Below are 22,280 nucleotides of genomic sequence, written 5' to 3'. Positions count from 1 at the left end.
TAATGAACCCCAAGGATTTCCTCATCCACAACGCCCGCCTCGTCTTGCGCGACCGCGTGATCGAGCAGGGCTGGATCGCGGTCGCCGACAGACGCATCGCGGAAATCGGCGATGGCGCGGCGCCCGAGAGCGGTCTCGATGCCGGCGGCGCCACCCTGGCCCCGGGGCTGGTCGAACTGCACACGGACCACCTGGAGCTGCACTACACGCCCCGCCCCGCCGTGAAGTGGCCGGCCCTCTCCGCCGTGCTCGCCTATGACGCGCAGATCGCCGCGTCGGGCATCACCACCGTGTTCGACTCGCTGCGCGCCGGCCTCGAGGATCGGCGCGACGCGGTGACCAGCAGCCTCGACGTGCTCGCCGAGGCGATCGACGAAGCCCGCGAGAAGGACCTGCTGCGCGTCGAGCACCTCACCCATCTGCGCTGCGAGCTCTCGACCGAGGACGTGCTGGAGGTGACGGAGCGCTTCCTGACGAAGCGGCCCGTGCATTTGATGTCCCTGATGGACCACACGCCCGGCCAGCGGCAGTTCCAGGATATCGAGAAGTTCCTCGTCTACTACCGCGGCAAGACGAACCTCACGGAAGAGCAGTTGCAGGCGCTGATCGAAAGGCGCCTGCGCGACCACGCCCTGCGCGCCGGGCCCAATCGGCGGCGTCTGGTCGACATCGCGCGCGACAAGGGAATCGCTCTGGCCAGCCATGACGACGCCACGGCGGAGCATGTGGCCGAGTCCCTTGCCGACGGCGTGTCCATCGCCGAGTTCCCGACCACGCTGGAGGCCGCCCGCGCGTCGCACGAGGCCGGCATCGGCGTGCTCATGGGCGCTCCCAATCTCGTGCGCGGCGGCTCCCATTCCGGCAATGTCGCGGCCGAGGATCTCGCCCGCCAGGGCACGCTCGACATCTTCTCGTCCGACTACGTGCCCGCGAGCCTGCTGCAGGCGGCCTTCGACCTGCCCCGCCGCGTGCCGTCCATCAGCCTGCCCGACGCGCTGGCGACCGTGACCGACAACCCGGCCCGGGCCGCCGGCCTGAATGACCGCGGCCGGCTCGAGCCCGGCCTTCGCGCCGACCTCGTCTGCCTCACCGAGGGCGCCGTCCCGGCCGTGCGCGCCGTGTGGCGGGAGGGCCTTCGGGTTGTCTGAGGCGTCCGCACCGATCCGGTCGGCGGCCTCGATCGGCCCGGGCGCGCTGGTCCTCGTCGTCGGGCCGAGCGGGGCCGGGAAGGACACGCTGATCTCGGTGGCGCGCTCGCGGCTTTCCGGCGCGCCCCGCTTCGTGTTCGCCCGCCGGATCGTGACCCGGCCGTCGAGCGCGTGGGAAGAGCACGACACGCTGACGCCGGAGGCCTTCGCGGCGGCCGAGCAAGCGGGGCGGTTCTGCCTGTCCTGGCGGGCGCACGAGCTGAGCTACGGCCTGCCGGCGCGCCTTGAGGACGATGTCCGCGCCGGCCGCGTCGTCGTCGCCAACGTGTCCCGGTCTGTGGTGGGGGCGGCCCGCGCGCGGTTCGCCCGGGTGATCTGCGTGGCCGTGACGGCCCCCCTGGAAATCCTCGCGGCGCGGCTCGCGGCACGGACGCGGGGCGACTCCGTTGGGGACCGCCTAGCGCGGGCCGATTCAGTGGCGCTGGCGGGTCTCGCCGACGAGGTGATCGAGAATGTCGGCGAGCCAGCGTCCGGCGGCGCCATGCTCGTCGAAATCCTGCAACGGGCGGCGTGGCCCGCCGAGCGGCCCGCGCCGGATCGCCTCTCAGCCCTGTCGTGACGACCGTCGAAGCGCCAGCGCGAGCAACAGGTAGACCGAGGCGGCTGCCGCCACCGCGACGATACAGGCCAGCCAGAAGCCCCAGCCGCTGCCGGCAAAGGGCAGCCCGTCGGTATTCATGCCGAATAGGCCGGTGACGAGCGTCGCGGGCAGGAACACCGCGGTCAGCATCGACAGCACGTAGAGCTGCCTGTTCGTCTGGGCCGCGCTGCGTGCGGCGACCTCGTCCTGCAGAAGGCGCGCGCGTTCCTGCGACGAATGCACTTCCTGGTGGATGGATTCGAGCCGCTGCGCCATGCGGCCCCCCGCCTCGCGGACGTCGCTCGGCAGGCGGATCCCCGGGGCGAGCTCGACTCGCCGGAACAGGCCCAGCAGCCTCGCGAGCTGGCGGTTCAGCTTCACCGCCTGGCGACGCAACGCGCCGATATCCGCGCCGGCTTCCGTCGCATATCCCTCCAGCACGCGGTCCTCGACCACGTCGACGGCATGGCCCAGGTCCGTGGCGGCAAAGGCGCGTCTGGCCATCGAAGACAGCCTCGTCATTCGTCTTTCTCCTGTTTTCCTAGCGCCCGCCAGCCCTGGCGTGGCAATAACCCCGCACTCGTAGGAGCCATGAATGACAGGCGCATGACGAGAGCCCCTCGCCCAATCGAGCTTCTCGACAGGACGTGGACTCAGTCCCGCATCGGTTGCGTGGGCGACTGGGTCAATGCGACCAGCGCCGGTAAGAGTCCCGCGAGTCCTCCGGCCGCCAAGACTAAGAGCATCGCCGCCCCGTCCGCCGTCACAAACGCCACGGGCAGCGGGAAGCTCCCGTTTGGGCGATGACCCGCGACAGCACCTTAACCACCACCAGCCCACGCATGGCCGAGAACGAGGCCGAGCGCCATCAGGCCGATGACCTCGAGCCAGACGGAGACTGCGATCGCGGGACGGGAGCGCCAAGCGCGCGCAAAGCGCCAATCTGTGGACGGCGTTGGAGGACATGCGCGGCGACCAGTAGAGGAGGGCGGCGCCGACAAGCGTGTGCGCGCCAAAGGCGACAGTGGAAGGATCGATGCGCTCATCGCTCAGCGTCCCGTAGAGCCGCGTCAGCACCTCCGCCTGGAAGGCCCAGTCTGTCCCCGCAGTGGAACCCGACCGGCGCGACAAAGGCGACAACGCGGTTTGTTCGGAGCGCGCCCGTACATCCCCCTTGAGCAGCCGCAGGCGAGCCCTGGAGAAACACCGCCGAAAGCACGAGTAGAGGCTCGCTGCCCGGAGCGCCGATCAAGAGATCGAAGGTGCGCGCCGCCCGCGCGCTGCCGAGCCGCAGACCCGATGGATGACAGGGCGGTGACTACCGGCTGCGATTTTTCAGAGCGGAGAGTACACGGAGGGCGGCAATTGCCCACGAAGCGGCTCTCCGCGTCGATGTCCACTTTGCGAGGACGTACAGGTAAGGCTTGAAACTTATTGAGCAGGGACGCCCTTCCCACAATGGACAATGGAGGCGGCGCACAGGACACCTCTGCCAGTGTGCCCATGAAGGGGTCGCGACGAACAGCCGTCGAAGATATACTGTACTGCAATGAACGAGCCGCTCTCACCTGCTCTCCCCGCGTCGACGCAGTCCGATCGAATGGTTGTTCGCGCCTTGCTGCTGGGCGACCGAATCGACACTGCGGGACTGGAGCGATCGGACATGATCTCGACCGTGCCGTTCGCGTTCCGTGTGGGCCGGGACGGCGGGTTTGTCGTGCTTTTCCGTTACGGCGTGGCTGTGCTTGGCGGCATGTCGCCGGTCGAAGAGGACGACCTCATGCGCAAGCTCGGCCCGAGGGTAATTGGGCATATTCCCCGTGGCGAGGACGAGGTCGCTGTCCTTGAGGCTCTGCCCGACAAGGAAGACCAGGTGGCGCCGGGCGGGCCCGTACAGATGCGCGACTTTTCTACCGAACGGCTGCTCATTGTTTCTGACGCGCTCGCAAAGAGCGTGGCGCTTGCTCATAACGAACGAAATGTCAGCGCCGTCTTCGACGTCATTGATCCGCTAGCGCGTGATTTGGCGCACAAGGGCCGCGTACCCGCGCACCGCAAAAACATACTCAAGCTCATCGGCGAAGCGTTGCTGGTCGATCACCGGATGTCGGGCCGGGTTGCAGTAGACGAAAAGCCGGATGTTCTGTGGGACCGTCCGGAACTCGAGCGACTTTATGCTCGGCTTGAGGACGAATATGAACTGAAGGAGCGCGCCCATGCCCTCGGGCGCAAGCTCGCCGTGGTCCAGGAGACGGCGCGAGCGCTTACTGACCTCATCGACGCGCAACGCAGCGTCCGCCTGGAGGCAACGATCGTGCTATTGATCGTCGTCGAGGTCATCGTCACGTTCTACCAGCTTTTCGCGGGGCTCAGGTTTTGACGGAACTGCCCACCCGCACTGAATAGTTTGCCTCCCAAGCCGCCACGATGAACAGCCACCGATTTACGCCGTCGTTCGTTGGCCAGTTCCTGAAGTCGAGCGCGTAGCTCCGCGTCTGCCGGCGGGGAGAACCGATAACGAACCTTCGTCCGGTCCGCCTTGCCAATATGGCACGGCCGCCGCTTTTTGGGCTATCTCGCCGCCTGCGAAACGCGCGGCCTTCCTGCTTTCTTCGAAGCAGTACCGGCCGGCTGAATGTCCAACAAGTTGCCTGCCGAGCCCTTCGACTGGCCGTCGGGCTTGGCTTTCTTGATTCTTTTCGAGTTTGCTTTCCCGTTCGGCTTGGATGCGCCGAGTGCCGCGACAGCCTTTTGAAGTCGCTTCAACGCGCGCAGTTCCAGTTTGAATGCGTCGATTTCCAGCAACAATTGTGCAGACAGGTTTTCTCCCGAAAGGAGGCCGATGCTTTCAGTCGCTCTGCTGGCGACGACGATGGGCACGGCCTGCAAGGACGAGTGCGCCTCACGCGCCTCCAAATAGTCCATATACCGCCGGCCTAGTTTTTTCTGGACTGACTTCGACATGCTCCACCCTCCCCCTGCTCAACGATGTCAGCAGTGCGCAGACCCATCGCCGTAAAGGCTAGCACGATGAGGCATGGAATGGGACATTCCGTCACAGCAAAGGCCGCCCTTCGTTGAGGAGGCATTGACACGTAATGATGTGGGTGCTTCCGTAGCAGCGAGGGTCTTGCCCTCAACTCCAGGATGTTCACTCACGTGAGATGACTTCGGCCGCCGCATTGCGGCGGCCTATTGTTACTTTCGGCCAGCAGCTGCGACGAGCACCGTACCACCGGAAGCCCGCCTCCGTCTCCTTTCCCCATAGTGGCAGGTGGCCCGCATTCCACCTGTTCAGCGTTCCGGGGTGACAGCTTGGCCGCAGTTGCGACGGATCGAACCTGCGTCCTCGCGCTCCGAGCGATGGCTGGCCCTCATTGACCATTGGCCGCAGGCAACTCGATAGCGCCCTCCACCTCGGCTTCCTCGAAGTCGGAAATGAGAACCTCAACCCTCAGTCTCCAATGGGCGACGGCCGGAAGCAGCAAGTCCCGCACCACCCAACTCCTCTTGTCGAGGCGCGCTTCGCGATCCAAGGTCCCGCCATCGTCCGAGGCCGGCGCGAAGGACAAGGTGACGCCTCGGGGATCCAGCGGCTCGCCCGAGGGCTTCGTCAGGTTTACTGACACGTTCAGCGCGTCATGCTGTCCCCTCTCGATCCGGACATGGGCCGCCACGGCAGGACCGGCGAAGTCGAACTCCCTGGCGGCCGGGGCGAGCGCGGCGAGAGCTCGGGGCGGCGGTGTGAACCGCCATCCGGCCACGAAGGCCAGCGCCAGCAGCGCCAGCACGACCTCGCCGCGGATCGAATTGGCGAAGCTCCGGCGCACGCCCGGCGACGACAAGGCCATACGGGGTGTGAAGACGAGCCGGTTGAGCGTGGCGAGCGCGGTGATGGCCAGCACGGCCGCCAACTTCGCCAGCAGCAACACGCCGTAGCTCGTCGTCCACAGATCCCGCACAGCGCTCAGTTCGAGGAGGGCAAGCGCGCACCCCGCTGCGGACAACGCAATGAAGACGGGCAGGATCGCCTTCGAAAAGCGGTTCACGACGACGGTGGCCGCCGCCCCGCCACCGCGGATCAGCGCCACGAGGGGCGCAAACGCGCCGATCCAGAACGCCAAACAAGTGACGTGGACGAACATGGCCGGCTGCACCAGCCAGGCGTGCGGGGCCGACGCGGCATGGCCGCTCAAGCAGAACGCCACGCCGAGGGCCACCATCGACAGCAAGGTGAGAACCCGGCCGCGCCCGTGCGCTGGAAAGGCCAGCGCGCCGAACGACGCGACGAAGGTCGCGCCAAGGAGAAGCACCGTTACGCCCACCGTGCTGCGCAGCCCCGCTGACCAGGGGCCTACGGCAAGTAATCCTCCCGCCGACAAGCCGAGCAGGTCTAGCCCATGGAAGCCGAGGGAAGCGACACCGCCTGCAAGCCCGATCGCGAGCGCGGCCGGCGCGCTGACGTTGCGGTGGGGCAGTTCGCTGTGTGACACCCAGAACCGGAAGAACACCGCGCCCACACCGAAGAATGCGCCGACATAGAGGCAGATGCGCGCGAGCCAGATGAGGGCTTCGAGCGGGGTCAAGTCCCCGAGTACCTCCCCATGTTCCGCCGGAGTCGCCGCCGATGCCGCGCCCACCGAGAAGGCCAGCGCGCCGGCGACCGGGTGGCCATCGGCCGAAACGACGCGCCAGCTCAGCAGCCACGTCCCGAGTTGGTCGTCGGCGGGAAGGCGGATCCGCACGCTATCGTCGGCGGCGGCAACGCCCTCGGCGTCGCGGGACTGTCCCTGGGGATCGACCAGCCGGATGACACTGGTAGCCACGGGCTCGCTGAAGGTGAACACCACGGCGTCAGGCCGATGGGCGAGCACCGCCCCATCGGCGGGTTCGGATTGAAGCAGGACGGCGTGGGCGTCGGCCTGTGGCCCGCAAAGCGTCGACATCAGCAACACGGCGAGCAGGACGAAAAGCGCTGACCGCCACCGGATTGCCGACCCCAGAGCCGGGCGGGGCATGGTTCAGTCCTTCGACTGGGCGGGAAGCAGCTTGACCGCCGGCGCGGGGGATTTCAGGTCGTGCGACGACTTGCCCTCCGCTGGGATCTCAATCCAGCGGTCGGCCTTGCCGCCCTCGCATTCCTGGACGATGGGAACATACAGCTTGGCGCCGGGCTTGAGGCTGTCGGCCACCGTGCCGCGGAACACGAACTCGTCGTAGTTCTCGTCCAGCAGCTTTCCGGTCCAGCTGATCTCGCGCACGCCTTCGGTCCCCGTCGCACCATGGTTCGTATAAGGTGTGGCGTAAGGCCCCTTGACGGTCTCCAGCGTCCAGCCGGGCTTGGGCATTGGCTTGACGCCGACGAGGCCATCTGGGATCCGCACTCGGACCTTCAACGTCGCCGCGCCGTCGCAACCGTGGCCGATGCGCACCACGCCCTTGTAGGCCGACCCGATGGTAGCTTCTCCGCTCTCGAGCGTGGCGTGGGCCATGGCCCCGGTCGCCGTGGAGCCGAGCGCGATGACGCAGGCGAGGGAACGAAGCGCAGTCGTGGACATGGGGGAATTCCGTTCATCGGGATTTATCATTGTGCCACGCCTTCCTACTGGGCCAAGCTTCCCCGAACTTTGTCTATGCGCAATCACGAGAAAACTACCCGGTGGAGTGGAGCTGCCGCGCGATCGGGGATCTCGCCAACGCTCTCCGCATCCTTAGCGAAATGTAATTGCGCGGCCACGCTTTGGCCGCATGGACTGGCGCAAATCGGCAGCCGGTCCGGATCGATTCGGCTCGGGGCTTGTCTATGTTTCGCCATCTGATTTTCAGAGCCTGTCTGATCGGCCTCGCCCTGATCGGCGCCCCGCAGATTGCTTCGGCGCATCCCCACGTGTGGGTGAGCGTGCGAGCCGAGATCGTCTACGGGACCAACGGCAGGATCACGGCCATTCGCCATAATTGGACATTCGACGAGGCCTACACGAGCTTCGCCGTGCAGGGCTTGGACGCCAACCATGACGGCGTCTATTCGCGGGAGGAGTTGGCGGAGCTGGCGAAGGTCAACACGGAGTCCCTGGCGGAGGTCGGCTTCTTCACCGTGCTGAAAGCAGACGGCAAGCGACTGGATTTCGCGAACCCGGTCGACGGCGTGCTCGACTATGACGGAAGCGGAATGACCCTGCGGTTCACGCTGCCGCTGAAGCAGCCGGCGCTTGCGAAGCGCGTGCTCACGCTGGACGTGGCCGACCCGTCCTTCTTTGTCGACTTCTCCTATCCCGAGGAGGAGAAGGTCGTCTCGCTCGCCGGCGCGCCCGCGGGCTGCGCCGTGCACGTGACCCGGCCGGACAAGCCTGACTTCGCGAAGCAGAAACTGGGCGAGGACTATTTCGCCAACGCCAACATGGGGCTGCAATTCGCCTCGAGAGCCTTCGTCGCATGCCCGTGAACGCCAGGCGCCCCGTCTTTGTCGCCGAGGCCGTGGGAGTTCACGTCCCGCCGACGTCGGTACGCATTTCCGCGACCGCGCTCGCCGCCTTGTCGGCGCTGGCGGGGGTGGCGCTCGTGCTCTACGGGCTGTCGGGACTTGTCGGCGTCGCGCCACCGCCACCGAAGAACCCGTTCGGCGTCGGCATCAGGGAAGGAGCAGCGCCTTCGAACGCCCTGGTCGCTTGGATCTTGGCGACCCAGAGCGACTTCTACCGGCAGCTCACCGCCGCCTTGCGTGAGGCTGCGGCAAGGCCGTCGCTGCCGGTTTGGCTGATTGCCCTGAGCTTCGCCTATGGCGTGTTCCACGCGGCTGGACCCGGCCACGGCAAGGCGGTCATCGGCGCATGGATCGTCGCCAACGAACTCGCCCTGCGCCGCGGGCTCGCCATGGCATTCGGCGCGGCGATGCTGCAGGCCGGCGTGGCGGTAGCGCTCGTGGCCGTTTTATCAGGACTTCTCCAAGTCACCGCGATGCGCATGACGGCCGCGACGGAATCTGTCGAGCTGGCGAGCTTCGCCTTCGTCGCCGCTGTCGGCGCGGCGCTGCTATGGCGCAAGGCGTCGGCGCTGGCGGCAAGCGCGCTCGGTGGCCTGCACTATCACGCGCAAAAGGAGACTTGCGGACCGGAGTGCGGTCATCTCCACATACCCGGGCCTGCTGCGAAGGCGGGTTCGCGCAGGGCCGCGCTGGGTGCCGTCTTCGCCGCGGGCATGCGCCCCTGCTCGGGAGCCATTATCGTGCTGGTCTTCGCGCTGTCGCAGCGCGCGTTTGGGCTCGGGGTCGCAGCGACCTTGGCCATGGCGATGGGCACCGCGCTGACTACGGGCGGCCTCGCCGCTCTTGCCGTGCTGTTCAAAGGTGCAGCGCTGCGGCTCGCGACCGGAAGAGGCCGGGTGGGTGCCTGGGTGGTCGCCACCATCGAACTGGGTGCAGCGGCGCTGCTGCTGACAGTTGGCCTCGCCCTCTTCGCGGGAGTCTGGTCGAGCGCCGGCGGTTGAAGCCTAGAGCGCGGAGACCGGCGGTGGCGCGGGATGAGGCTGAAAAAAGGGCACGGAATGAAGGGTCAGCGCAAGCTCAATTCCCGCGCGTCGCGGTCTGAGCAGAACGAATGCCGCTCTCTTCTTCGGCATCTCGACGACGAGGTGATTAACGACAGCCTAACTCGCGCCGAAGCCGAACGATTGAAAGCGATCGGCAATGTCGCGAGGACATTGGAAAGCACGAATTCGGGCTTGTGTGCGTACACGATCTGTTCTATGGAGTGGCCACGGCCAAGCTGTCGCCTTCGCCGCCATCACGCGCTGTGATGGCTTGACCCACTGCTGATCGAACGCGGCGCTCGCGGGAGACAGCTCATTCGCCGACCAATTTCGCCCCTATACGGGGGCGCTTGGTGTTGCGCGATCGAGCCTCCCGATGACGAGATTCCGCAATTCCGCTCCCTCGAGCGCTGATCAAGCAGATAGCGGCCGACCTCCTCAACCCATCTCGGTCGAACCCCGGCGTGCGCGGCCATCGCCGAAGCCGCCGGATGGCCAGCCCGCGCCAGGGTCTTTCCGGCAACTCGTCCGGCTGCTCGCGCGGCAACTCGCCGCCGAGATCACGGCGAGCGAGAACAACCCCTTGCGCGACGAGGAGGCATGCTGATGGCCTCCCCTTCCACGGTCGCGGCCCCTCTCGAAGCTCTTCTCAGCGTCGGGCAGGTCGCCGAGATCTGCCAGGTCAGCGACCGCACGGTTCGCCGGTGGATCGCAGATGGTCAGCTGCCCGTCTGCCGCCTCGGCCGAAGTGTCCGCATCCGCCCAGCTGACCTTGCCGCGATGATCGATAGGGGACCGGTCAAATGATGACAGTTTATGACAGGAACGGACAGCTGGTTTTATGTCAGTCGAGCTCGTTATTACATTGGTTAGTGAACTGCATTCGTTCGAAGTACGGTGTAATAACTATTTTGTACGCCTGTCATACTGTGTCATAACGAGTCATCGCATGTCAACGCCATCGCCATCACGAGCCACCCTCCAGACCGTCCTCGACGCCCTCGCGGCGGCGGACCTGCCCTCGCGACGCCGGCAGGACATGGCCTCGGCGGTCCGCACCGTCGCCAAGGTCCTGGGGCGCGCGCCGGCCGAGCTGGCCGCCGATCCCCCGGCGCTGCGGCGCAGGCTGGAGACCGTCGCGCCCGCGGCCAACGGCATGTGCCCGCAGCGCTGGAAGAATGTCCGCTCGCTCCTCAACGCCGCCCTGGCGCAGGTGCGGCCCATGCTGCCCGGACGAAGCGTCGAGCCGATCGGTCCCGAGTGGCTCACCCTTCTCGAGCACGTGCCCGAGGACCGCCGCATCAGGTTGCAGCCGCTGCTGCGCGTGCTGACGCGCGACAACATCGCGCCGGCGGACGTGACCCTGGTGCATCTGGAGGCCTATCGCGACAGTCTCCGGGCAGACAGCCTGCGGCGCGATCCGGAAGGGGCGTGGCGAGCGCTGGTGTGGCACTGGAATTTCTGCGCGCGGGAGGTCGCCGGTTGGCCGCAACTGCAGGTCGAGCTGCCCCAGCGCCGCGAGACCTACACCAGGCCGTGGTCCGACTTTCCCGCGTCACTGAAGGCAGAGGTCGATGCCTGGCTGCGGCGCATGAGCGGCGACACGTTCGAGGACGACGGCCCGCCGCGGCCGGCGAGGCCGGAGACGCTCATCCAGCGGGAATACCAGCTGCGCGCGTTCGCCTCCATCCTGGTGGAGCAAGGGCGCCCGGCGGCGTCGCTGGAGCGACTGGCCAACCTCGTCTCGTTCGACGCCTACAAGCTCGGCCTCTCCTTCCTGCTCGACCGGAAGCGAGCGCGCGAGGCGCGGCAGGCGGCAGAGGATGGCGATCAGGCCCCCACCTCGCTCGCCTCCTCCCAGATCTGGGGCATGGCGACGTTCCTGACGTCGGTCGCGCGCCACTGGGTCAAGGCGGACGCCGAGACGCTCAAGGCCATGAGCCGCATCAGCGCCAAGTTCGCGCCGACCACGCGCGGCATGACGCCGAAGAACCGCGAGCGCATGCGCCAGTTCGACGACGACAGGTCGGTCTCGATCTTCCTGGAAGCGCCGTGGCGGATGAAGGCCGATGCCGACTCCGGCAAGCTCAACCCGCACCGCTCGGCCATTCGCGCCCAGATCGCCGTCGCCATCGCAATGCTGCAGTACTGCCCGGTGCGCAAGAAAAACCTCACCGAGATCGATCTCGAGCGCCATTTCAAGCGGCTCGGCGACAAGGTGTATCTCCTGTACCGCGGCCATCGGGTGAAGAACGGCGAGGCGCTCGACTTCGAACTCCCGCAGGACCTCGTCGACCTGCTCGACTGGTACCTGGCCAAGCACCGCCCTGCCCTCCTCGACGGCCCCTCCAACGCGCTGTTTCCCGGCAAGGGCGGCAAGGCCAAGAGCAAGCACACGCTGGGCCTGCAGATCGGCGAGGTCCTGTTCGAGTACACGGGCCTGAAGCTGAGCCCCCACGGCTTCCGACATGCGGCGGGCAAGCTCTTCCTCGATATCATGCCCGGTTCGCACGTCATCATGCAGCAGGTGCTGGGCCACAGCAGCCTCAAGACGACGCTCGACAACTACACCGGCGAGGAGAAGAAGCGCGCCAGCCGGCTCTTCCAGGAGACGGTGATCGCCCGGCGTGAACGGCTCATGGCCTCCAGGGGAGGCAAACCCGGCCAGAGCCCGCGCGGAGCTGGCGTCGCCGGTCGGCGGACCCGAACGGGGACGAAGTCATGAGCGGGGGACCTTACGGTCGCGGCAAGGCGCCGGAGCGCACCTGCATGAAGGTCGAGGCGTGGCCCGAGCCGGACAAGATCCTGTGGCGGGCCGCGCTCGAGCCCGTCGGCGTCTTCGACGAGGGCGGCAGCCGTGCACACCATCGCTCCCGGTCCAATGCCAAGGTCGAGAAGGGCTACGGACGATGGCTGACCTACCTCGCGCTCGCCTCACCGGAATCGCTCTCTGAAGCGCCCGCGGCGCGCATCACGCGGGAGCGGGTCGGCGCCTACGTCCAGCACCTCGAGAGCCTCGGCAACAGCACCCAGACTCTGCAGTGCCGCCTCCAGGAGCTCGGCGAGATGGCGAAGGTCATGGACTCTGACGGCGACTGGTCGTTCATCAGCCGCATCGCCGCCTCGATCCGCGCGCGCCATGTGCCGGCGCGCGACAAGGACGCCAAGCTGGTCGGCTCGGACGAGCTGCTCGATGTGGGGTTGGCGCTGATGGACGAGGCGGCCACGGCCTCCACGCCACGTCGGCGCGCCAGCCTCTATCGCGACGGCCTGCTCATCGCGGCGCTTGCGCTCGAGCCCCTGCGCCGGCGCAACATCGCCCAACTGGAGCTGGGGCGGTCACTTCGCCAGCACGGTGATCTGTGGTTCATCATCCTCGACCACGAGGACGACATGAAGACCCACACGCCGCTGGAGTGCCTCTGGCCTGAATCCCTGGCCGCGGCGCTCCAGCACTACCTGGACGTGCACCGCCCCTACCTGGCAGGCCTGACGGGACGCTGGTCGGCTCCCGTGGGCAACGCGCTGTGGGTCTCCACCGACGGCTCGCCCCTGACCGAGATGGCGATCTATGACCGCGTCGCCCTGCACACGAAGGAGCGCTTCGGCATCAGCGTCAACCTGCACGCCTTCCGGCACAACGCCGCCACGACCCTCGGCATCGAGCGGCCGGACGAGGTCCGCGCAGCCGCCCCTCTCCTCGGACACCGCGATTACGCGACGACGGAGGATTACTATGTCAGGGCGAAGCGGCGTCAGGCGCACCAGCAGTTGACAGAGGTGCTGGAGAAACGGCGAAAGGGGTCGCCGACGTGAACGCCCGCGACAATGAGGATCCGCTTCGGCGAGCAGAATGGCGGTGACCCACCCCGGCCAGCGTTGACATGGCAGGGCAGCGGATCGATCAAGGTTCAGAAAACGCCGGAGCAAGGGACCACCGACCATGGGCGACGACGGCCAGCACATCGACCTTCTCGCGCTCACGGCGAACTTGGTCGCCTCCTACGTCGCGAAGAACGCGCTCGGCCCGGCCGACCTCTCCAGGGTCATCAGGGATGTGCATGCTGCCCTCGCCCGCGCCGCGGCTCCCTTCATCGAGATGCCGGTTGAGCACCCCACCCCTCCGATCTCGATCAAGAAGTCGATCACCAGGGACTACCTGATCTCGTTCGAGGATGGTCGGCACTACAAGACGCTGACCCGGCATTTGGGGGTGCGGGGCATGACGCCCGATCAGTATCGGGCCAAGTGGAGCCTGCCCAAGGACTACCCGATGGTGGCCGCCAGCTACGCCGCTCGTCGCTCGGAGATCGCCAAGGAACTGGGGTTGGGGCAGATGCGGAAAAAGGTGGTGGCGCAGGAGCCGAAACCGGCTCCCGCGCGCAAATCGTCGACGACGCGGCGCAGGGGGAAGACGTCTTCCTGATCAGGAACGCGGCGCGAAGCTATCTCACGTTGTACGGGTCGATAGTCCCTCACCAGCCGGCCAGGACGGTCCCCTTGAACTTCTCCTCCACGAAGGCCTTCACCTCGGGCGAGTGGTAGGCCGCGAGCAGGTCCTTCACCCATGGCTTGTCCTTGTCCGACAAGCGGACCGCGATGACATTGACGTAGGGGCCCTTCGCGTCCTCCCGCAGGATGGCGCTGGCCGGATCGATGCCCGCGTCTACGGCGTAGTTCGTGTTGATCGCCGCGGCTGCCACGTCCGGCAGCGAACGCGGGGTTTGGGCGGCTTCGATCTCGACAATCTTCAGCTTCTTCGGGTTCTCGACAATGTCGACCGCCGAAGGCTTGAAGCCGACGCCCGGCTTCAGCTTGATCACGCCCTTCTCCTGCAGCAGCAGGAGCGCGCGCCCGCCATTGGTTGGATCGTTGGGAATGGCGATCGTCGCGCCATCCGGCACCTCGTTCCAGGACTTGTGCTGCGACGAATAGATCCCCAACGGGAAGTTGACGGTGAGGCCGACGCTCTCGATCTTGTAGCCGCGATCCTTGACCTGGTTGTCGAGGTAGGGCTGGTGCTGGAACGAATTGGCGTCGAGTTCGCCGGCGTCGAGCGCCTGGTTGGGAATGACGTAGTCGGAGAACTCGAGCACCTTGAGGTCGAGCCCCTTCTTCGCGGCGATCGGCTTGACGACCTCGATAATCTGGGCGTGCGGCCCCGGCGTGACGCCGATGCGCACGACTTGCGACTGCGCCAAGCCGGGCGTCGAAAGGGCGAGCGCCAGGGTGGCCAGCGCGAGGCGGCGGTTCAGGATGGACATGACTTGACTCCGTTGGAAGGCCCGACGCGATCGTCAGGCGGTTCGCAGCCTTTTGTTGAGGCGGCGGGCGAGGCGGTCCCCGACGGTCTGCACCGCCTGGACAAGGATCACGAGAACGGCGACTACGACGAGCATCACGTCGGGCATGAAGCGCTGGTAGCCGTAGCGGATTCCTAGGTCCCCCAGACCGCCGCCGCCGACCGCGCCGACCATTGCCGAAAAGCCGAGAAGGCTGACGATCGCCAGCGTGAGGCCGAGGACGATGGCGGGAAGCGCCTCCGGGATAAGCACCTTGCGCACGATGGCGAGCGGCGTTGCGCCCATCGCCCTGGCGGCCTCAACGAGGCCGTGATCGACCTCGCGGATGGCGCCCTCGACAAGACGCGCGATGAACGGCGTGGCGGCCACGGTGAGCGGCACGATGGCGGCGCCGGTGCCGATCGAAGTGCCCGCGATCAGCCTTGTGAAGGGAATAATCGCGACCACCAAAATGATGAACGGCGTCGAGCGCGTCACATTCACAAGCATGCCGAGCCCGAGGTTCAGCCGGGGCGCCGCCAGCAATTCGCCGGTCCGGCTCGTGGCGAGAAAAACGCCGATCGGCAGCCCGAGAAGCGTGCCGAGGCCGGCGGCGGCGGCCACCATCGCGAGCGTGTCGAGCGTCGCTTGCGCGATCAGGCGGATGATTTCAGGCGACATGGCCAAGCTGCTCCGTTTCGAGGGCGAGACTTCGCAGCGAGGCCTGCACCGCGGCGAGCGCCGGGCCATGGGAGGGAACGGCCACCACCAGCACGCCAAACGGCCGCTCGCCGATGCTGTCGATGCGCCCCGCGAGGATGTTCAGGTCGACGCCGACCACGGTGCTGATCCGGCTCACGACGGGCGCGGTGGCGTTCTCGCTGGTGAAGGAGATGCGCAGCACGGTCCGGCCGCCCGGGACGGGCATCGGAAGCAGGCTGTCCGCCACGCTTTTCGGCAACTCGACGCCGACCACCGAAGACACCAGCGCGCGTGTGGCAGGATGTGCGGGCCGCGTGAGCACCTCAAATACATCGCCCTGCTCGACGATGCGTCCGCCCTCGATCACCGCGACCTGGTGGCAGATCTCCTTGATGACGGGGATCTCATGCGTGATGAGCAGGATGGTGACGCCCAGCTCCCGGTTGACGCGGGCCAGCAGCGCGAGAATGGAGCGGGTGGTCTCGGGATCGAGGGCCGAGGTGGCCTCGTCGCAAAGCAGAAGCCGCGGCCGCGTGGCGAGCGCGCGGGCGATGCCCACCCGCTGCTTCTGGCCGCCGGACAGTTCGGCTGGGTAGCGACCCGCCTTATCGGAAAGGTCGACGAGCGCCAGCAACTCCTTTACGCGAGGGGCGACCTCGCCGCGGGACGCGCCAGCGATCTCGAGCGGGAGTGCCACGTTGTCGAACACCGTGCGCGAGGACAGCAGGTTGAAGTGCTGGAAGATCATGCCGATGCCGCGCCGCGCCTGCCGCCAGGCGGATTCCGGCTGAGCGGTCACGTCGACCCCATCCAGCAGAACCCGGCCGGAGGTGGCCTGCTCCAGGCCATTGACGAGCCTGATCAGCGTAGACTTGCCGGCTCCAGAACGGCCGATTACCCCGAGGATCTCGCCGTCCGCAACGTTAAGGTCGATGTCCTCTAGAGCGGCGACCGGAGATTGGCCGCGCCGCCCAGCAAACACCTTTCCAACGCCTTCCAAGGCCACGAGCGTGCGGATTTTGCGAGTCGGCGCCCGATCGGAGATGGCGGGCGCAGGGCTCGCGGACAATGCGGAGACAGCCCGGTCCGGCGTGACCGAAAAGAGGTGGGCCGGCGGGGCCGTGGAGGCCAAGGCAGACATAGCGAAATGGATCCAGGTTCGGCGGGACGCTGCCAGAGCAGGCCCATTCCTCGGGATTGTTGCCCCAACATCTAATCCGGACGTCCGGTATGTCAACCTATTCGTTCGTTTTTTCGAACGACGAAGAGCTCGCGTCCACGGCTCACGCTGGCGGTCAGGAGTCTACCTGGCGCCAGAAGAAGACGTTCACGTCAAGCCGGATAGCTGACGTAGCAGTTTGGAGTTTCTCCTCAAGTGGTGGACTATGAAGCAAACCGGGCCGGGTAAATGGCAGCGCTCGCACAGGGTGCCTTGGGAGCTGGCCAGCGAGGTGCTTATAGAGCGAAACTTGCCTGAAGGCGGCGTTATTGTTGTCCTTCCGCCTTGCGCCCTACATCAATTGTTTCCATCATGCTCGAGACCGTGCCGATTCAGACTGTCGCCAGCTTCCAGCATAAGTCACCTGAGATGATCTCAGCCAATACGGGGCTTCTGCCACAGCCATCGAAGACCGTATTATGAGCGCTCGCCCGCGCTGTGAGCGGCGCGGCGGTATAGGTGGATTCCCAAATGGCCATTGAGACTCGGAAGACTGTAGACCGGTACATCGCCTTTAAGATTGAAAGCGAAATTATTGACCGGATTGCCGAGCTGTTCGCACGCGACGGCCTTCAGCCGTCTATCGTGTTCAACATGTCCGACGACACCGAGATCTCGACAAATAGCTTCGACGAGTTGAAAAAATTTCCAAACACAAAGGAGCGGCGGATCGAAGAGGTTAAGGCCTCTTCGCTCTATTCCCAGTCCCCAAGGATCGAATTGACTTTCCGAGATGCCGAGGAATACGGAGGCAAGGTCTCATACACGGTAACTGGTGAAGACAGGACGGTGCTTCACCTCACGTCAGAGATTGACTCAATCATATCTGCCGCGCGGATGTGGTGGACTCCGATAGTCTCGCGCACGCCATACTTGAAAGGGGTAGAAAGCGGCAGTCAGGGAGCGTTGCTGATACTATCTAGCGTTTGCATGCTGATGACAATGTCGGGAAGCCTCTCGGACGCAACGAGGGCCTCTCTTACAACGGCGTGGCAGACAATGGCCGGTGTCTTCCTTGTCTGGTCAGGCATAAACTGGACCGCCCGCTTTATCTTTCCGGCGGCGTCGTTCGCCACTGGCCAGGGTGTCGGTCGATTCAAAATGCGCGAGAACTGGCGTCTCCTCGTTCTGCTCGCGACGGTGGTCGGCGTCGCCGGCGGCCTAATCACATTGAAGCTTGAATGGCTGGTGAAGTAGCCAATGGTTTGGCTGGTTAGAGTTTCTGTCTTCGCCGACAGGTGCCGTCGCGGGTCGTGTTGGAAAATGGCGTGAGGTCGCCTCCGGTGGGTGTAGACCGGCGTGCAAATTTTGCGCGCCGATCAGGAGTCAAAGTTCAACGCCGTTTGACACCCCACTTGGCTACGGCGCGAATAGCTTGCGGCACCGCAACCCCCGTCAGCCCACGTGCGAAGGGCTCGGCAAGCAAGGAGACGATCCCCCTTCGCCGCGCGCAGTTTCGAGCAGGGGAGATCTAAGGGGATGTAAGTTTTCCTGGCGACCACCCGAGTTGGTGCAGTTGGGCCGCGCCCTAGGCTGAGTTGCCTCCTGGCGGCCGGACGGAACGACACGGCGACGGAGCCATTCTCCGTGGGATCGACTGGTTCCGGAGGCATTAGATTGAAGCTCGCGACCTTCAACGTGAACGGTGTGAATGGACGGCTGCCTGTCCTCCTGCGCTGGCTTGAAGACGCAAAGCCCGATGTGGTCTGCCTGCAGGAGCTCAAAGCCCCTCAGGAGCGGTTTCCGGTGGACGCTCTGGAAGAGGCGGGGTACGGCGCGATCTGGCACGGTCAGAAGAGCTGGAATGGTGTCGCGTTGCTCGCGAAGGGCGCCGTACCGCACGAACTGCGCCGCGGACTGCCAGGCGATCCTAATGACGTGCAGAGCCGGTACATTGAAGGCGTCGTAGGTGGCGTGATCGTGGGCTGCATCTATCTGCCCAACGGCAACCCGGCTCCCGGGCCGAAGTTCGACTACAAGCTGCGCTGGTTCGACAGACTGAAATCTTATGCGTCCGACTTGCTTTCGGACGATCTTCCGGCTGTGCTCGCCGGAGACTTCAATGTGATGCCGACCGACCTCGACGTGTATAAACCGGAGCGATGGCGCGATGACGCCCTCTTCCGCCCGGAGGTCCGCGACGCCTACGCCGAACTCGTCGCTCAAGGATGGACGGATTGCCTGCGGACGCTTCATCCCGGCGAGCGCATCTACACATTCTGGGACTACTTCCGAAACGCATACTGGCGCGATGCTGGGCTTCGGATCGACCACCTGTTAGCGGCCCCCGCATTGCATAACCAAGTCCGGGACGCGGGCGTTGATAAGCACGTCCGCGGCTGGGAGAAGGCTAGCGATCATGCGCCGGTCTGGATTCAGCTGGCAGATTAAGCGGTTGCCCAACATTCAACCTCGACAGCGCCGATTGCGCGCCTGCTCTGATCTCGTGCTTCAGACCGTTCGCCCGTCATAATCAGCCGATGCTTCTTTCTCCCGGTCCAGGAAGCTTTCGAAAGTCGGACCTGATGCGGTGCGCTCGAGCTTGCGGGCCTGCTCGTCCAATCGTTGCAAAGCGGCCAGCTTGTCGGAATTATCGAGCCGAGCCTGTGAGACTGCGGACTTCATCACCCGGATCGTCTCGTCAAAGACCTTGAGCGGTACAGGAAAGGGATGCCCGTCCTTTCCGCCATGGGCCAGCGAGAAACGGGCCGGGTCGGCAAAGCGGTATGGCGTCCCGTGGACAACTTCCGCCACCATCGCGAGCGCCTCCACCGTCCTTGCGCCGACGCCGGGCGTGAGCAGCAAGTCAGCGAAGTCTCGCGGTCCATTCTCGGCAGCGGCCGCCAGTGCCCCGTGCAGGCGTCGGAGGATGACATCACCGCTTCGTACGTCGTGATGGCTTGGCATGACGAGGTGCGGCAGCAGAAGTTGGCTGGAACTCGCCGGCTCCGGCGCCGCGCGATCGGCTAGGGCCGCGACCTTCCGTGCGATCCCGTCAGGACCCAGTGTACCCAGGATGTCGATTTGGGCGCGCCTTGAGTGGCTGGCGCGCTTGTCCGTGAGGTTGACGATATTTCCGCTGCTGCGGCCTTCAATGGCCGCATGTGGCGCGTCGACAAAGCTGGTCAGTCCTTCAGACTGCCAATGATAGCGCCTTGCCTGGCGCAGCGCGCCGTTCATCCCCTGCTGGACGACAACCCAATGCCCGTCATCCGTGACGATAAATCCGTGCAGATAAAGCTGGAAGCCGTCCTGTACGGCCGCGCTATCCACCTTGGCGACCAACCGGCTTGCTCGCGCCAGCTCCGACCCTTCAAATCCTACGCTGTCCCCGATGGCCGAGAGTTCGGCTGGCGTCTTGCGAGAGTGCGAGCCGCGCCCGCCACAGACGTACAGACCCAGCTCCCTCGACCGTGGTGAGAGTCCCGTTTTCAGGGCACCGATCACGCTGGTGGTGATGCCCGAGGAATGCCAGTCCATTCCCATCACCGCGCCGAAGGATTGGAACCAGAATGGGTTGGCCAGCCGGCGCAGGAACTCGTCGCGACCGTAATGCAGGATAATGGCTTCGCCGATGACCGCGCCCAGGCGTGACATGCGTTGGCCCAACCAGGCCGGCACCCTGCCGCCGTGCAATGGTAGATCCGCGCGGCCGCTTCGCTGGGCCATACACCCCCCGTGATTCCCGTTGGATTGGGCGCCATTTCCACGAAGGCTGGCGCGCTCTTGATTCCGCGCCTTTATATCATCCCGGGCACGGCTGAATGCATCTCAACTGGCTTCGACCAGCGCAAACACTCGAGCGCACATCCTTGCAGCCGCAGATTCCAGCACCCCGCCGGCAGCCCCTTCCCATCAACTTACCTTCCGGCCAGACTCACTTCGTTGATTCCAGCGGAGCGCGACGATGCGCGCGGTGATCTACGCGAGGTACTCGAGCGACTTGCAGCGCGAGGCCTCGATCGAGGACCAGCTCGAGGTGTGCCGCAGGTTCGCGGCGGCGCAGGGGTGGGTCGTGGTTGGGGCGTACACGGACGCGGCGCTGAGCGGGGCGAGCCGGTTCCGGCCCGGCTTCCAGAAGCTGGTGCACGACGCCGCCCGCAAGCCCTTCGATGTGGTGATCTGCGAGGCCGTCGACCGGTTGGGTCGCCGGCTGGCGGATACGGCTGACCTGCAGGACCAGCTCGCGTTTCACGGGGTGAAGCTGTTCACCCCCTCGCTCGGCGAGATCACCCCGATCCATATCGCCGTGATGGGCATGATGGCGCAGATGGGGCTGAAGGACCTGGGCGAGAAGACGCGCAGGGGCCAGCTCGGCCGCGTGCTGAAGGGCAAGGTCGCGGGCGGCCTCGCCTACGGCTACCGAGTCGTGGAGACGGGAGACGGTGGCGGGGCCAGGCAGATTGAGGCTGACGAGGCCAGGATCGTCGAGCGGATTTTCCGCGAGTTCGCCGGCGGCAAGAGCCCCGAGGCGATCGCGAAAGACCTGAACAAGGAAGGCGTTCCCGGTCCCGGTGGCCGGGCGTGGTCCAACACGACCATCCGCGGCCAGGCGAACCGCGGCACCGGGCTCCTCAACAACGCCGCCTATCGCGGTGTGCTGGAGTGGAACCGCTGCAGCTACGTCAAGGACCCGCGCACGGGCAAACGCGTCGCCAGGCCGAACCCGCCAGACCAGTGGGAAGTGCAGGCGGTTCCGGAACTGCGCATCGTCGACGACGCGCTCTGGGACAAGGTGAAAGCCCGACAGGCCGAGGTGCGGCCGGACCACATAGGCTCCGCCGCGGGCGCGTCGCTGAACGAGGCGCACCGCAGCCGCTTCCTTCTCTCCGGCCTCATGCGCTGCGGCTGCTGCGGCGGCGGGTACACCATCATCGGCAAGGACCGCTATGGCTGCGCCACGCGCCGCCAGAAGGGCCTCTGCGACAATTCCCGCACCATCACCCGCCAGCAGATCGAGGCGCGCGTGCTGGAGGGCCTGAAGGAGCGGCTGCTCGCCCCCGATCTCGTCGCCGAGTTTGTCACGACCGTTCAGGAGGAACTCGGGCAGGCCCGCAAGCGCCGCGAAGCCGACGACCGCCAGCGCGACAGGAAGGTGGCGGAGATCGACCGCAAGATCGCCGGCATCATGCGGGCCATCGAGGACGGGTTCTACGAGCCCGTGATGAAGGAGCGCATGGCGGCGCTGAAGGCCGAGAAGGCCGCGCTCGAGCACGGGGCTGATGCTGACCACGAGCCCGAACTCGCCGTCCTGCTCCACCCTCGCCTGCCGGAGCTCTACCGGCGCAAGGTGGAGGCGCTCGAGCGCGTGCTCGAGGGGCCGGACCGCGCCGAGGCGATGGAGCTCATCCGCTCCATGATCGAGCGCGTCGACCTGACGCCGCGCGCCGACGGGCACGGGCTCGACGCCGTGCTGCACGGGGACCTCGCGGCGATCCTGGCGGCGTGCGCTGAGGCAGGGCCCAAAAGCAAACTCCCCGGAGCCCAAGGGCGTCCGGGGAGTCAACTATCGGTGGTTGCGGGGACAGGATTTGAACCTGTGACCTTCAGGTTATGAGCCTGACGAGCTACCGGGCTGCTCCACCCCGCGGCAGTTTGGGACCGGTTTCGGGGCTTTGGGGCCTCGGGTTCCGGCGCGGCGGGGATGGGTGGCGGGGTTCGTCGAGATGTTCACAACTGTCCTTGGCAGGCCTGGCGGCGACCTACTCTCCCATGTCTTGAGACATAGTACCATTGGCGCGGAGGAGTTTAACGGCCGAGTTCGG

20 protein-coding genes, 1 tRNA gene and 1 rRNA gene are annotated in these 22,280 nt (G+C 65.9%); 12 read left to right on the top strand and 10 right to left on the bottom strand.

Annotation, left to right across the window (positions count from 1 at the left end; genetic code table 11):
* Positions 1-2: 2 nt before the first annotated feature.
* Both NK718_RS02405 and phnN read left to right on the top strand, forming a co-directional pair.
* Positions 3-1,148 (top strand): alpha-D-ribose 1-methylphosphonate 5-triphosphate diphosphatase, encoded by a 1,146-nt coding sequence (locus NK718_RS02405; protein ID WP_254738277.1) that lies wholly within the window; start codon positions 3-5, stop codon positions 1,146-1,148.
* Positions 1,141-1,767, top strand: coding sequence for a phosphonate metabolism protein/1,5-bisphosphokinase (PRPP-forming) PhnN (phnN, locus tag NK718_RS02400; protein ID WP_254738274.1), 627 nt, complete (start codon positions 1,141-1,143; stop codon positions 1,765-1,767). The genes NK718_RS02405 and phnN overlap by 8 nt, the downstream gene beginning before the upstream one ends.
* Here the strand turns inward: phnN and NK718_RS02395 are convergent.
* Positions 1,753-2,310 carry a CorA family divalent cation transporter gene (locus NK718_RS02395; RefSeq protein ID WP_254738272.1) on the bottom strand — a complete coding sequence of 186 codons (558 nt, stop codon included), beginning with the start codon at positions 2,308-2,310 and terminating at the stop codon, positions 1,753-1,755. The two genes, phnN and NK718_RS02395, sit on opposite strands and share 15 nt — an antisense overlap.
* A 1,027-nt stretch (positions 2,311-3,337) precedes the next feature.
* Between NK718_RS02395 and NK718_RS02390 the strand changes: the two genes are divergently transcribed.
* A complete protein-coding gene (locus NK718_RS02390) occupies positions 3,338-4,168 on the top strand; it encodes an RMD1 family protein (RefSeq protein ID WP_254738270.1) in 831 nt (276 codons plus the stop codon).
* A gap of 191 nt (positions 4,169-4,359) precedes the next feature.
* Here the strand turns inward: NK718_RS02390 and NK718_RS02380 are convergent, their stop codons facing one another.
* The 3 genes from NK718_RS02380 to NK718_RS02370 all read right to left on the bottom strand — a co-directional run bounded on the left by NK718_RS02380 (position 4,360) and on the right by NK718_RS02370 (position 7,346).
* A complete protein-coding gene (locus tag NK718_RS02380; RefSeq protein WP_254738268.1) occupies positions 4,360-4,752 on the bottom strand; it encodes a hypothetical protein in 393 nt (130 codons plus the stop codon).
* Between the two features lie 410 nt (positions 4,753-5,162).
* Complete coding sequence (locus NK718_RS02375; protein ID WP_254738266.1) at positions 5,163-6,806, bottom strand: copper resistance CopC/CopD family protein; 1,644 nt, start codon at positions 6,804-6,806, stop codon at positions 5,163-5,165.
* 3 nt (positions 6,807-6,809) lie between these two features.
* On the bottom strand, positions 6,810-7,346 hold the full coding sequence (locus NK718_RS02370) for a YcnI family copper-binding membrane protein (protein WP_254738264.1): 537 nt from the start codon (positions 7,344-7,346) through the stop codon (positions 6,810-6,812).
* Between the two features lie 245 nt (positions 7,347-7,591).
* Here NK718_RS02370 and NK718_RS02365 point away from each other — a divergent pair, with 245 nt between their 5' ends.
* From NK718_RS02365 to NK718_RS02345, 6 genes are all read left to right on the top strand, one after another.
* Positions 7,592-8,230, top strand: a complete 639-nt coding sequence (locus NK718_RS02365; RefSeq protein WP_254738262.1) for a DUF1007 family protein — start codon at positions 7,592-7,594, stop codon at positions 8,228-8,230.
* The gene (locus NK718_RS02360) at positions 8,221-9,270 is read left to right on the top strand and encodes a nickel/cobalt transporter (RefSeq protein WP_254738260.1); all 1,050 of its coding nucleotides are present in this window, start codon (positions 8,221-8,223) and stop codon (positions 9,268-9,270) included. Before NK718_RS02365 ends, NK718_RS02360 begins: the two co-directional genes overlap by 10 nt.
* A gap of 642 nt (positions 9,271-9,912) precedes the next feature.
* Positions 9,913-10,119: a helix-turn-helix domain-containing protein gene (locus tag NK718_RS22125; RefSeq protein ID WP_371877199.1), complete on the top strand. Its 207-nt coding sequence runs from the start codon at positions 9,913-9,915 to the stop codon at positions 10,117-10,119.
* A gap of 142 nt (positions 10,120-10,261) precedes the next feature.
* On the top strand, positions 10,262-12,037 hold the full coding sequence (locus NK718_RS02355) for a site-specific integrase (protein WP_254738258.1): 1,776 nt from the start codon (positions 10,262-10,264) through the stop codon (positions 12,035-12,037).
* 44 nt (positions 12,038-12,081) lie between these two features.
* Positions 12,082-13,128, top strand: coding sequence for a tyrosine-type recombinase/integrase (locus NK718_RS02350; protein ID WP_254738256.1), 1,047 nt, complete (start codon positions 12,082-12,084; stop codon positions 13,126-13,128).
* 127 nt (positions 13,129-13,255) lie between these two features.
* Positions 13,256-13,738, top strand: a complete 483-nt coding sequence (locus NK718_RS02345) for a Ros/MucR family transcriptional regulator (protein WP_254738254.1) — start codon at positions 13,256-13,258, stop codon at positions 13,736-13,738.
* A gap of 49 nt (positions 13,739-13,787) precedes the next feature.
* Here the strand turns inward: NK718_RS02345 and NK718_RS02340 are convergent, their stop codons facing one another.
* The 3 genes from NK718_RS02340 to NK718_RS02330 are packed head-to-tail and all read right to left on the bottom strand — an operon-like array spanning position 13,788 to position 16,437.
* Positions 13,788-14,576 (bottom strand): MetQ/NlpA family ABC transporter substrate-binding protein, encoded by a 789-nt coding sequence (locus NK718_RS02340; protein ID WP_254738252.1) that lies wholly within the window; start codon positions 14,574-14,576, stop codon positions 13,788-13,790.
* Positions 14,577-14,609: 33 nt separating this feature from the next.
* The gene (locus tag NK718_RS02335; RefSeq protein WP_254738250.1) at positions 14,610-15,275 is read right to left on the bottom strand and encodes a methionine ABC transporter permease; all 666 of its coding nucleotides are present in this window, start codon (positions 15,273-15,275) and stop codon (positions 14,610-14,612) included.
* Positions 15,265-16,437: a methionine ABC transporter ATP-binding protein gene (locus NK718_RS02330; protein ID WP_254738248.1), complete on the bottom strand. Its 1,173-nt coding sequence runs from the start codon at positions 16,435-16,437 to the stop codon at positions 15,265-15,267. Before NK718_RS02330 ends, NK718_RS02335 begins: the two co-directional genes overlap by 11 nt.
* A gap of 549 nt (positions 16,438-16,986) precedes the next feature.
* Here NK718_RS02330 and NK718_RS02325 point away from each other — a divergent pair.
* Positions 16,987-17,712, top strand: coding sequence for a hypothetical protein (locus tag NK718_RS02325; protein WP_254738246.1), 726 nt, complete (start codon positions 16,987-16,989; stop codon positions 17,710-17,712).
* A 420-nt stretch (positions 17,713-18,132) separates the two neighbouring features.
* Complete coding sequence (gene xth / locus NK718_RS02320) at positions 18,133-18,906, top strand: exodeoxyribonuclease III (protein ID WP_254738244.1); 774 nt, start codon at positions 18,133-18,135, stop codon at positions 18,904-18,906.
* Positions 18,907-18,966: 60 nt separating this feature from the next.
* On the opposite strand, the gene NK718_RS02315 is transcribed toward xth, so the two are convergent.
* On the bottom strand, positions 18,967-20,184 hold the full coding sequence (locus NK718_RS02315; RefSeq protein WP_254738242.1) for a DUF763 domain-containing protein: 1,218 nt from the start codon (positions 20,182-20,184) through the stop codon (positions 18,967-18,969).
* A gap of 238 nt (positions 20,185-20,422) precedes the next feature.
* Here NK718_RS02315 and NK718_RS22120 point away from each other — a divergent pair, with 238 nt between their 5' ends.
* Positions 20,423-22,072 (top strand): recombinase family protein, encoded by a 1,650-nt coding sequence (locus tag NK718_RS22120; protein WP_371877207.1) that lies wholly within the window; start codon positions 20,423-20,425, stop codon positions 22,070-22,072.
* Here NK718_RS22120 and NK718_RS02305 read toward each other — a convergent pair.
* A tRNA-Met gene (locus NK718_RS02305) sits at positions 22,029-22,105 on the bottom strand. The two genes, NK718_RS22120 and NK718_RS02305, sit on opposite strands and share 44 nt — an antisense overlap.
* A 99-nt stretch (positions 22,106-22,204) precedes the next feature.
* A 5S ribosomal RNA gene (rrf, locus tag NK718_RS22235) occupies positions 22,205-22,280 on the bottom strand; the annotation flags it as partial.

Origin of the sequence: Alsobacter ponti (genome assembly GCF_024294805.1) — a bacterium.
In the GTDB taxonomy this organism is placed as follows: domain Bacteria; phylum Pseudomonadota; class Alphaproteobacteria; order Rhizobiales; family Beijerinckiaceae; genus Alsobacter; species Alsobacter ponti.
The sequence above is the reverse complement of the archived record's forward strand: the minus strand, read 5'-3'. Positions and strand labels throughout refer to the sequence as shown.

Bases quoted from the DNA above. Each gene is read 5' to 3' on its own strand.
- NK718_RS02340 (WP_254738252.1), bottom strand. From the start codon at position 14,576: ATGTCCATCCTGAACCGCCGCCTCGCGCTGGCCACCCTGGCGCTCGCC.
- NK718_RS02390 (WP_254738270.1), top strand. From the start codon at position 3,338: ATGAACGAGCCGCTCTCACCTGCTCTCCCCGCGTCGACGCAGTCCGAT.
- NK718_RS02370 (WP_254738264.1), bottom strand. From the start codon at position 7,346: ATGTCCACGACTGCGCTTCGTTCCCTCGCCTGCGTCATCGCGCTCGGC.
- NK718_RS02395 (WP_254738272.1), bottom strand. From the start codon at position 2,310: ATGACGAGGCTGTCTTCGATGGCCAGACGCGCCTTTGCCGCCACGGAC.
- NK718_RS02325 (WP_254738246.1), top strand. From the start codon at position 16,987: ATGGCCATTGAGACTCGGAAGACTGTAGACCGGTACATCGCCTTTAAG.
- NK718_RS02355 (WP_254738258.1), top strand. From the start codon at position 10,262: ATGTCAACGCCATCGCCATCACGAGCCACCCTCCAGACCGTCCTCGAC.
- NK718_RS02350 (WP_254738256.1), top strand. From the start codon at position 12,082: ATGAAGGTCGAGGCGTGGCCCGAGCCGGACAAGATCCTGTGGCGGGCC.
- NK718_RS22125 (WP_371877199.1), top strand. From the start codon at position 9,913: ATGCTGATGGCCTCCCCTTCCACGGTCGCGGCCCCTCTCGAAGCTCTT.
- NK718_RS02335 (WP_254738250.1), bottom strand. From the start codon at position 15,275: ATGTCGCCTGAAATCATCCGCCTGATCGCGCAAGCGACGCTCGACACG.
- NK718_RS02375 (WP_254738266.1), bottom strand. From the start codon at position 6,806: ATGCCCCGCCCGGCTCTGGGGTCGGCAATCCGGTGGCGGTCAGCGCTT.
- NK718_RS02330 (WP_254738248.1), bottom strand. From the start codon at position 16,437: ATGTCTGCCTTGGCCTCCACGGCCCCGCCGGCCCACCTCTTTTCGGTC.
- NK718_RS02315 (WP_254738242.1), bottom strand. From the start codon at position 20,184: ATGGCCCAGCGAAGCGGCCGCGCGGATCTACCATTGCACGGCGGCAGG.
- NK718_RS02365 (WP_254738262.1), top strand. From the start codon at position 7,592: ATGTTTCGCCATCTGATTTTCAGAGCCTGTCTGATCGGCCTCGCCCTG.
- NK718_RS02405 (WP_254738277.1), top strand. From the start codon at position 3: ATGAACCCCAAGGATTTCCTCATCCACAACGCCCGCCTCGTCTTGCGC.
- NK718_RS02360 (WP_254738260.1), top strand. From the start codon at position 8,221: ATGCCCGTGAACGCCAGGCGCCCCGTCTTTGTCGCCGAGGCCGTGGGA.
- NK718_RS02380 (WP_254738268.1), bottom strand. From the start codon at position 4,752: ATGTCGAAGTCAGTCCAGAAAAAACTAGGCCGGCGGTATATGGACTAT.
- NK718_RS22120 (WP_371877207.1), top strand. From the start codon at position 20,423: ATGCGCGCGGTGATCTACGCGAGGTACTCGAGCGACTTGCAGCGCGAG.
- NK718_RS02345 (WP_254738254.1), top strand. From the start codon at position 13,256: ATGGGCGACGACGGCCAGCACATCGACCTTCTCGCGCTCACGGCGAAC.